This window comes from Streptomyces sp. NPDC037421, from assembly GCF_055602105.1.
Genome location: NZ_JBVJWV010000042.1, coordinates 43705 through 53658 on the forward strand (window position 1 = coordinate 43705; position 9954 = coordinate 53658).

General features: G+C 71.1%; 9 protein-coding genes. 4 read left to right on the top strand and 5 right to left on the bottom strand.

Annotated elements, in window-relative coordinates:
• The first annotated feature begins 45 nt into the window (after positions 1-45).
• A complete protein-coding gene (locus tag ACZ7IF_RS35155) occupies positions 46-447 on the top strand; it encodes a DNA-binding transcriptional response regulator (protein ID WP_362468736.1) in 402 nt (133 codons plus the stop codon).
• Positions 448-544: 97 nt separating this feature from the next.
• Here ACZ7IF_RS35155 and ACZ7IF_RS35160 read toward each other — a convergent pair whose 3' ends face one another.
• The 4 genes from ACZ7IF_RS35160 to ctaC all read right to left on the bottom strand — a co-directional run bounded on the left by ACZ7IF_RS35160 (position 545) and on the right by ctaC (position 5023).
• Complete coding sequence (locus tag ACZ7IF_RS35160; protein ID WP_470980208.1) at positions 545-1792, bottom strand: L,D-transpeptidase; 1248 nt, start codon at positions 1790-1792, stop codon at positions 545-547.
• Positions 1793-1926: 134 nt separating this feature from the next.
• Entirely contained in the window at positions 1927-2325 is a 399-nt protein-coding gene (locus ACZ7IF_RS35165; protein ID WP_470980211.1) for a cytochrome c oxidase subunit 4, read from the bottom strand.
• On the bottom strand, positions 2322-4052 hold the full coding sequence (ctaD, locus tag ACZ7IF_RS35170; protein ID WP_125818809.1) for an aa3-type cytochrome oxidase subunit I: 1731 nt from the start codon (positions 4050-4052) through the stop codon (positions 2322-2324). The genes ACZ7IF_RS35165 and ctaD overlap by 4 nt, the downstream gene beginning before the upstream one ends.
• Complete coding sequence (gene ctaC, locus ACZ7IF_RS35175; protein WP_470980215.1) at positions 4049-5023, bottom strand: aa3-type cytochrome oxidase subunit II; 975 nt, start codon at positions 5021-5023, stop codon at positions 4049-4051. The genes ctaD and ctaC overlap by 4 nt, the downstream gene beginning before the upstream one ends.
• Positions 5024-5329: 306 nt before the next feature.
• On the opposite strand from ctaC, the gene ACZ7IF_RS35180 reads away from it, so the two are divergent.
• A complete protein-coding gene (locus ACZ7IF_RS35180) occupies positions 5330-6712 on the top strand; it encodes an aminotransferase class V-fold PLP-dependent enzyme (RefSeq protein ID WP_470980218.1) in 1383 nt (460 codons plus the stop codon).
• Between the two features lie 191 nt (positions 6713-6903).
• On the opposite strand, the gene ACZ7IF_RS35185 is transcribed toward ACZ7IF_RS35180, so the two are convergent.
• Positions 6904-7881: a carbohydrate kinase family protein gene (locus tag ACZ7IF_RS35185; RefSeq protein ID WP_470980221.1), complete on the bottom strand. Its 978-nt coding sequence runs from the start codon at positions 7879-7881 to the stop codon at positions 6904-6906.
• Positions 7882-8012: 131 nt separating this feature from the next.
• Between ACZ7IF_RS35185 and ACZ7IF_RS35190 the strand changes: the two genes are divergently transcribed.
• Together ACZ7IF_RS35190 and ACZ7IF_RS35195 are read left to right on the top strand one after the other, a co-directional pair.
• Positions 8013-8228 (top strand): hypothetical protein, encoded by a 216-nt coding sequence (locus tag ACZ7IF_RS35190; RefSeq protein WP_470980224.1) that lies wholly within the window; start codon positions 8013-8015, stop codon positions 8226-8228.
• 197 nt (positions 8229-8425) lie between these two features.
• Positions 8426-9856 carry a hypothetical protein gene (locus ACZ7IF_RS35195; protein WP_470980227.1) on the top strand — a complete coding sequence of 477 codons (1431 nt, stop codon included), beginning with the start codon at positions 8426-8428 and terminating at the stop codon, positions 9854-9856.
• Positions 9857-9954 lie beyond the last annotated feature (98 nt).

Below are 9954 nucleotides of genomic sequence, written 5' to 3' on the forward strand. Positions count from 1 at the left end.
ATCCCGCGCATCATCAGCGTGATTCACGGCCAGGTGGAGGACGAAATGCGGGCGACTGCGCGGGTTCTGGTCTACAGCGACGACGCGGGCACCCGGGAGCAGGTGCGGCTGGCCGCCGGGCGCAGGCCCGCCGCGGACCTGCCGCCGGTGGAGTTCCTGGAGTGCGCCACGCTTCCAGCGGTCCTCAAGGAGCTGGACGCGGGCGGCATCGACCTGTGCGTGCTGGACGGCGAGGCGGTTCCGGCCGGGGGCATGGGTGTGTGCCGTCAGATCAAGGACGAGATCTTCCGGTGCCCCCCGGTGCTGCTGCTGATGGGGCGTCCCCAGGACGCCTGGCTGGCCACGTGGAGCCGGGCGGACGCGGCGGTCACCCTTCCGGTGGACCCGGTCGACTTCCCCGACACCCTGGCGGGGCTGCTCCGGTCGCGGCTGTCGCCGGCCGCCTGAGGCTCCTGGGGCGCCGGAGGCGCCGGTTGCACGACGAGGGGCCCGCGGGCCGGTCTGTCCGGCCGCCCGCGGGCCCGTACGGCCTTCTGCGGGGCTCTCAGACGGTGGGGCGCAGCCGCGCCTGGTCGACGGAGCTGCGGCCTTCCTGGGTGCCCTTCAGGAGGGCGCTGCCCTCGCGCCACTCCTTCCACTCCATGTTCCAGTCGCCGAAGCCGTTGCCGAAGGTGTCCATGTCGTCGCCGATGCTGTTGATCACCCTGACGATGTCGCCCTCGGTGATGTTCTCGTAGAACCAGGCGGCGTTGCCGGTGCTCATGCCGGTGCAGCCGTGGCTGACGTTCTCGTAGCCCTGGGAGCCGACCGACCACGGCGCGGCGTGCACGTATTCACCGCTCCACGTCACCCGGGTGGCGTAGTAGACGGGCAAGTTGTAGTACTCGCTGCCGCCGATGCCGACGGTGTCGCCGCGCATCTGGACGAAGTACTGCTTGCCGAGCACCACCTTGACCCCGTTGCGGGTGGAGAAGCCGGGCTTGCCGGTGGTCACCGGGATGGTGTTGATCACTTCGCCGTTGCGCTCGAACGTGAGGTAGTGCGAGGCGGCGTCGGTGGTGACCTCGACGCGGTCGCCGATCTCCAGCTTCAGCGGCTTGGACGCGGCTCCGTGGAGCTCGTCGGAGACCTTGATGCCCTCCAGGTTGCTCCGTACGGAGACGGCGGTGTGGGCGGGCCAGTAATCCTTCGGGCGGTAGTGCAGGTTCTTGTCGTCCACCCAGTGCCAGGCGCCCTCGACGCCGGCCGGCGCGTCGACGACCAGGGCCCGTTCGACGATGGCGCGGGCGGCCTTGTCCTTGACGGGCTCGTTGAGTTCGGCCGTGAGGGGCTGTCCGACGCCGTACTTGCCCTCGTCCGGGCCGAATTCGACCTTGAGGACCTTCTTGGCCGGGGTGGTCTCGAAAGTCAGCGTGCGCTGCCCTGGGGCTCCCCGCTGGTCCTCCGTGCTCACGACGACCGTGTAGCGCACGCCCGCGGCCATAGGGACGGTGCTGTGCCAGCGGTCGCCCTTGGCGGAGAGTTCGCCCGCCAGGCGGCGGCCGTGGGTGTCCACGGCCATCACGTCGGTGATCCGCGCCTCGGCTCCCTTGGCGGTGACCTCCAGCGGCTTGTCCGGGTCGGTGGGGCGGCCGCCCGGGGGCTGGTTGAAGACGACCTGGTCGCCCGCGTCGTACGGGCGGGCGGACAGCGGGTTGTTGTCGCCGGACCCGCATGCGGTGGCGCCGGCCCCGAGGGACGCGACCAGCAGGGAGCAGCTGAGTACCGTCCAAAGACGCGGTGAGTGGTTCATGCGCCCAACGCTATGAAGATATGACAAATCCAGCGCGCGGGGTGACTGCAAACGAGGGGCCCGGACTCCTCCGAAAAGGTGTCCGGGCCCCTCAGGCACCGCGGCGGACCGCGGTGTGATGCCTACTGCCGGTGCTACTGGTTCTGGTTCTCACCGCGGTAGTACTCGTACACCCAGCCCCACAGGCCGATCAGGATGATCGGGGCCGAGAAGTACATGAGCCACCAGCCGAAGATGACGCCCATGAACGCGAGCGCGCCACCGATGGCCAGCGAGAGCGGCTGCCAGCTGTGCGGGGAGAAGAACCCCAGCTCGCCGGCCTCGTCCGCGACGTCGGCCTCCAGGTTGTCCTGGGCCATCTCGTCCACGCGCTTGGCCGTGAAGGCCAGGTAGTAGCCGATCATGGCGCTCAGGCCGAAGGCCAGCGCGAGAGCGGTGGTTCCGACCGGCTCCTTCGACCAGACGCCGTAAACGACGGTCATGATCAGGATGAAGACGGAGAGCCAGAGGAACATCTTGCCCTGGATCTTCACTTGCCGGCCTCCTTGCCACCGGTGACGGCCTTCGCCGGGGCGTGGTCCTCGAGGTGGTCGAGGGCCGCGATCTCCGGGTGGTGCAGGTCGAACGCCGGCGATTCACTGCGGATGCGCGGCAGGGTGAGGAAGTTGTGCCGCGGCGGCGGGCAGGACGTCGCCCACTCGAGCGAACGGCCGTAGCCCCACGGGTCGTCGACCTCGATCTTCTTGCCGTACTTCGCCGTCTTCCAGACGTTGTACATGAAGGGCAGCATCGACAGGCCCAGCAGGAAGGAGCTGATCGTGGAGATCGTGTTCAGCGCCGTGAAGCCGTCGGCCGCGAGGTAGTCCGCGTAACGACGCGGCATGCCCTCGGCGCCCAGCCAGTGCTGCACCAGGAAGGTGCCGTGGAAGCCGATGAACAGCGTCCAGAAGGTGATCTTGCCGAGGCGCTCGTCCAGCATCTTGCCCGTGAACTTCGGCCACCAGAAGTGGAAGCCGGAGAACATCGCGAAGACCACGGTGCCGAAGATGACGTAGTGGAAGTGCGCGACGACGAAGTACGAGTCGGAGACGTGGAAGTCCATCGGGGGCGAGGCCAGGATGACGCCGGTCAGACCACCGAAGGTGAAGGTGATCAGGAAGCCGACGGCCCAGAGCATCGGGGTCTCGAAGGACAGCGAGCCCTTCCACATGGTGCCGATCCAGTTGAAGAACTTCACACCGGTCGGTACCGCGATCAGGAAGGTCATGAAGGAGAAGAACGGCAGCAGCACACCGCCGGTGACGTACATGTGGTGCGCCCACACGGTCACCGAGAGGCCGGCGATCGCGATCGTCGCGGCGATCAGACCGATGTAACCGAACATCGGCTTGCGCGAGAAGACCGGGATGACCTCGGAGATGATTCCGAAGAACGGCAGCGCGATGATGTACACCTCTGGGTGTCCGAAGAACCAGAAGAGGTGCTGCCACAGGAGTGCGCCACCGTTGGCCGCGTCGAAGACGTGTGCACCGAACTTCCGGTCGGCCTCCAGCGCGAAGAGCGCGGCGGCGAGGACCGGGAAGGCCAGCAGGACCAGGACACCGGTCAGCAGCACGTTCCAGGTGAAGATCGGCATGCGGAACATCGTCATGCCCGGAGCGCGCATGCAGATGATCGTGGTGATGAAGTTGACCGAGCCGAGGATCGTGCCGAAGCCGGAGAAGGCCAGACCCATGATCCACATGTCGGCGCCGATGCCCGGCGAGCGGACGGCGTCCGACAGCGGGGAGTAGGCGAACCAGCCGAAGTCGGCGGCACCCGAGGGGGTGACGAAGCCGGCCACCGCGATGGTCGAGCCGAAGAGGTACAGCCAGTACGCGAACATGTTCAGCCGCGGGAACGCCACGTCGGGCGCGCCGATCTGCAGCGGCATGATCCAGTTGGCGAAGCCGGCGAACAGCGGGGTCGCGAACATCAGCAGCATGATCGTGCCATGCATGGTGAACGCCTGGTTGAACTGTTCGTTCGACATGATCTGCGTGCCCGGACGGGCCAGCTCGGCGCGCATGAAGAGCGCCATGATCCCGCCGATGATGAAGAACACGAACGACGTGACCAGGTACATCGTGCCGATGGTCTTGTGGTCGGTGGTGGTGAGCCACTTCACGACCACGTTGCCCGGCTGCTTGCGCCGCACCGGCAGCTCGTTCTCGTACGAGTCAGCTGCGGCGGCACCCTGGGATTCGTTGAGGATGCTCACAGTTTGTTCGTCTCCGCATTCCGGGCCGGGTCAGTCTGCTTGATGCCGGCCGGCAGGAAGCCGGTCTGACCCTTCTCCGCCAGCTCCTTGAGGTGCGCCTTGTACTCCGCGGGAGAGACGACCTTCACGTTGAAGAGCATGCGGGAGTGGTCGACACCGCAGAGCTCGGCACACTTGCCCATGAAGGTGCCTTCCTGGGTCGGGGTGACCTCGAAGACATTGGTGTGACCGGGGATCACGTCCTGCTTGAACAGGAAGGGCACCACCCAGAACGAGTGGATGACGTCGTTCGACGACAGGATGAAGCGGACCTTCTCGCCCTTGGGCAGGTAGAGGGTCGGCCCCGGGTTGTTGGTGTCCGGGTTCCGGTCGCCGGGGACGCCCTTCTCGTAGACGCCTTCGGCGCCCGCGGGGAAGGCCTTGATGAAGCGGTCCGGCAGGGAGGCGAGCTCCTTCGGGGTCTCGCCCGCCTTCGGGGTCGCGGCATCGCCGTCGACGTTCTCGACGTAGTTGAAGCCCCAGCTCCACTGGTAGCCGATCACGTTGATCGTGTGCGCCGGCTTGGCGGAGAGGGAGAGCAGCTTCGACTCATCACGCGCGGTGAAGTAGAAGAGCACCGAGACGATGATGAGCGGGACCACGGTGTACAGCGCCTCGATGGGCATGTTGTACCGGGTCTGCGCGGGGACCTCGATCTTCGTCCGGCTACGCCGGTGGAAGATGACGCTCCACATGATCAGGCCCCACACCAGGATGCCCGTGATGAGAGCGGCCGCCCAGGATCCCTGCCACAGGGAGAGGATGCGAGGCGCCTCCTCAGTGACCGGGGTGGGCATTCCGAGGCGGGGGAAGTCTTTCCAGGTGTACGAGCAACCAGTGGCGGTCGCCAGGACCACGCCCGCAGTCAGCGCCTGCAGCAGCTTCCGCCGCATCGGGCGCCGCGGCGAGCGGTCGGAGCCGTAGGGACTCACGTAGCGCCTTCCCGAGAGTCTCGGCCCGCGCGGCCGGCCGCGGCCGTGTTCGGGTCGGTCGCCGGCCCTGACGCAGGCAGGGGTTTGGATGTTTATGCGGACCAAACCCTACTGGACGCTATTTGGGGTCGCGCGGGGAGGGTGCCCAACGCGCCGCTACTGCCCCCGAAGGGATGGATCCGCCGTACGGGGGACGGGCCGAACGGCCCTGAACGGCGGGCTCAGGACGGCATCTGACGGTCCCTGAACCGGATCCGCCCGGGGCGGGGTCCCGCCCGGCCGCCGGCCACCATCTACCGTGGCCGGATGCCGTACTTCGACACCGCGTCCGCCGCTCCCCTCCACCCCGTGGCCCGGCAGGCACTCCAGGCCGCCCTGGACGAGGGCTGGGCGGACCCCGCCCGGCTGTACCGGGAGGGGCGGCGGGCAAGGCTGCTGCTGGACGCGGCGCGCGAGGCTGCGGCGGAGGCGGTGGGATGCCGCGCCGACGAGCTCGTATTCACTCCTTCGGGGACGCACGCGGTTCACACGGGCATGGCGGGCGTGCTCGCGGGCCGGCGGCGCACCGGCGGCCATCTGGTCGTGTCGGCGGTGGAGCACAGCTCCGTACTCCATGCGGCGGACGCGCACGCGGCGGCCGGCGGCACGGTGACGGAGGTTCCGGTGGACCGGCTCGGCGCGGTCTCGGCCGCCGGGTACGAAGCCGCGCTCGGCTCCACCACCGCTCTGGCCTGTCTCCAGTCGGCCAACCACGAGGTGGGCACGGTCCAGCCGGTGGCCGAGGTGGCCGAGGTCTGCGGGGCCGCCGGGGTACCGCTGTTCGTGGACGCCGCCCAGTCGCTGGGCTGGGGGCGGGTGGAGGGCGCGTGGTCCGCCCTCGCGGCCAGCGCCCACAAGTGGGGCGGCCCGCCCGGGGTGGGGCTGCTCGCCGTCCGCAAGGGGGTCCGCTTCTCCCCCCAAGGCCCCGCCGACGAACGGGAGTCGGGCCGCTCTCCCGGCTTCGCCAACCTGCCCGCCATCGTCGCGGCGGCGGCCTCGCTGCGCGCGGTGCGGGCCGAGGCGGACGCGGAGGCGGCCCGGCTGCGGATCCTGGTGGACCGGCTGCGGCGGCGGGTGGTCCGGCTGGTGCCCGACGTCGAGGTGGTCGGGGACGCCGACCGGCGCCTGCCCCACCTGGTCACGTTCTCCTGCCTCTACGTCGACGGCGAGACCCTGCTGCACGAGCTGGACCGCGCCGGCTACTCCGTCTCCTCCGGCTCCTCCTGCACCAGCTCCACGCTGACCCCCAGTCACGTGCTGCGGGCGATGGGGGTGCTGTCGGAGGGGAACGTACGCGTCTCCCTGCCGCCGGGCACCTCCGCCGACGAGGTCAACGGCTTCCTGGAGGTACTGCCGGGCGCGGTGGCGGGCGTACGGGAGAAGCTCGGCGTCCCGGACCCGGCCGCTGCCGCCGCCCCGGTGGCGGACGCGGTGGAGGTCGACGCGCTGGGGCTGCGCTGCCCGCAGCCGGTGATCGAACTGGCCCGGGCCATCTCCACGGTCCCGGTCGGCGGGACCGTCACGGTCGTCTCCGACGACGAGGTGGCCCGCCTGGACATCCCGGCGTGGTGCGCGATGCGCGGCCACACCTACCTGGGCGAAACCCCCCGCGGGACGGGCGTGGCGTACCGGGTCCGCCGCGACGTGTGACCCATGGGGTGCCGTCCCGGCACGGTTCGGCCCCCGGGGAACGGGCGAAGGGCGGGTAGGGGACTCCGGCCCCGCGCGGCGGCACACCCACCCCGCACCCCACCCACCGGCCCCGGCCGGACGCACCGGCACCGCCCCGCAGGCCGACGGACGGAGTCCGGCGCAGCGGAGCGGGCGGCGCGAGCGGCGCGTTAGGAAGGCAGGTGCGCGCGCACCTCGGCGGCGGCCTCTTCGCCGTACGCCTTGGTGAAACGCTCCATGAAGTGGGCGCGGGCCAGGGTGTACTCCTGGGTGCCCAGGGTCTCGATGACCAGGGTGGCCAGCATGCAGCCGATCTGCGCGGCCCGCTCCAGGCCGACGCCCCAGCCCAGGCCCGTCAGGAAGCCGGCGCGGAAGGCGTCGCCGACGCCCGTCGGGTCGACCTTCGCCGTCTCCTCGGGGCAGCCGACCAGGATCGGCTCGTGGCCGACGCGCTCGATGCGGACGCCCTGCGCGCCGAGGGTGGTGACGCGGGTGCCGACCTTGGAGAGGATCTCCTCGTCGGTCCAGCCGGACTTCGACTCGATGAGGCCCTTCTCGTACTCGTTCGAGAAGAGGTACGTCGCGCCCTCCATCAGGGTGCGGATGTTCTCGCCGTCCATCCGGGCGATCTGCTGCGAGAAGTCCGCCGCGAAGGGGATCCCGCGGGTGCGGCACTCCTCCGTGTGGCGGAGCATCGCCTCGGGGTCGTCGGCGCCGATGAGGACGAGGTCGAGGCCGCCCACGCGGTCGGCGACGGCCTTGAGCTCGATCTGCCGGGCCTCGCTCATCGCGCCCGTGTAGAAGGAGCCGATCTGGTTGTGGTCGGCGTCCGTGGTGCAGACGAAGCGCGCGGTGTGCAGCACCTCGGAGATCCGGACGGACTCGGTGTCGACGCCGTGCCGGTCCAGCCACGCGCGGTACTCGTCGAAGTCCGAGCCGGCCGCGCCGACGAGGATCGGGCGGCTGCCGAGCTGGCCCATGCCGAAGCAGATGTTCGGGCCGACGCCGCCCCGCCGCACGTCGAGGTTGTCGACGAGGAAGGAGAGGGAGACCGTGTGGAGCTGGTCGGCGACGAACTGGTCGGCGAAGCGGCCCGGGAAGGTCATGAGGTGGTCGGTGGCGATGGAGCCGGTGACTGCGATGCGCACGGCGTGGATGCTCCTGCGGATGACGGCGGGTGACATTCAACGCTACCCGGTCCGCGCCCCTGGTCCGACCCGGCGAAACTACCCCGTAGTAGGACTTCCTTCGCCCAGGATGGCGCCCATACGGTGCCCTCATGACCTATACCGATGGCTTCGGGTACGCGGACCACGCCTCCGACGCGCGGCCCGGCTTCGCACGGCTGCTCGGCGACTGCGCCCGGATGGCCCCGCACTGGGCCGTGGAGCGGGAGCCGGGGCCGGGGCGGGTGGCGCCCTCGCAGATCCACGGGGTGAGCGTCCCGCCCGCCTCCGCCCGGCTGATCGCGGGTACCGCCGCGTACGGCGACTAGGCCGTGTGAGGTCGCCTCTTTCGGATCCTGCCGGTTCAGCCGGGCGTCGCGGGGCTGCGGGCACCTCCCAGCGGCGGCTGGGGGAGCACGATCCGCAGGAGACGGACCGGCCGACCGGGGGAACCCGGGGAACCGGTTTCGCGGCCGCCGCGTCACACCCGCATCACGTACGGCGGGACACGCTAAGGAGCGATGCGGTGACCAGCGAACAACCCGACACATCACGCGCCACACGACGGCGGCCCGCCTGGGCCGTCGGCTCGATCGCGGCCGCCGTCCTGCTGGCCGGCGGTGGTACGGCGTACTGGGCTTCGACGGCGTACGGCGACGCCTCGGGAAGCGGTGCCCGTACGGCTGACAGCGCGGCCGTCGCGCCGCGCTCGGCCGGGTCCCCGACGGGCCCCGGCATCGCCCCCGGGGAGCCGGACCCCTCCGGCGGGCCGGTGACGTACCGGGCGGACGTGAAGCTGCCCGACGGGCCGGGCACCGCGCCCGCCTTCGCCGCGTCCGGGGAGGTCGCCTCCGACGAGGTGGCCCGGCTCGCGAAGGCGCTCGGCGTCTCCGGCGTGCCCCGGCTGGTCGGCGACACCTGGCAGGCCGGTGAGGCCGCCGACGGCTCCGGGCCCCGGCTCACGGTGACCCGCAAGGCCCCCGGCACCTGGACCTTCTCCCGCTACCAGGCCGGCGGCGGCGTCGGGGACGACTGCGTGCGCGGCAAGGACACCTGCGGCCCGGCCACCCTCCCCCAGGAGGGCGCGGGCGCGGCGAAGCCCGTTTCCGAGCAGGCCGCGAAGGCCGCCGCGGCCCCGGTGCTCGCGGCCGCCGGGCAGGGCGACGCCAAGGTGGACGCCCGCCTCACCCAGGGCTCCGTCCGGGTGGTCAGCGCCGACCCGGTGGTGGGCGGGCTCCCGACCCAGGGGTGGTCCAGCAAGATCAGCGTCGGGGCCGACGGCGCGGTGGTGGCGGGCAGCGGGGAGCTGAAGGCCCCGGTCCGCGCGGGCGAGCAGGCCGTGGTCGGGGCCGCCGAGGCCCTGGAGCGGCTCAACGCGGCGGCGAAGGGCGGCGGCGACGGCACCGGCCCGGGGCCGAGCGGCTGCGCGACCTCGGTGCCGCTGACCCCGGACACCCCGACGGGCGCGACGGACACCCTGCCCTGCAACCCGGAGCCGCGGCCGATGAAGCCGCCGCGGACCGAGAGCGTGCGGGGGGCCGTACTGGGGCTGGTCGCGGGGACGGTCGACGGCGGGCGGGGCCTCGTACCGGCCTGGCTGTTCGAGGTGGCGGGCTCGCAGGGCAAGCCGGGCCGCACGGTGGTCCAGCCGGCCGCGGCGGACGACGCCGGCACCGCGGTGCCCCCGAAGCCGCACACCGTGCCCGGGTTCTCGTACGCCCAGGCCGACCGGACCCTGACGGTGAACTTCTGGGGCGGGGTGTGCAGCACCTACGCCCTGGAGGCGCGGGAGGAGGCGGCTTCGGTCCTGGTGAAGATCACGGACACCCCGAACAAGCCCGGCCAGGCCTGCATCATGATCGCGCAGGAGATGGCGCTGACGGCGACGCTCCAGCAGCCGCTGGGCGACCGCAAGGTGGTCGACGCCACGTCGGGCAAGCCGCTCCCCCGCCAGTAGGGCCGCGGCAGGACGCGTGAAGGGCCCGGGGGGGGGGGGGGGGTTCGCTGGGGTGGAGCCCTCCGGCCCCAAGCAGTGAGGTAGTTGCCGACAATACC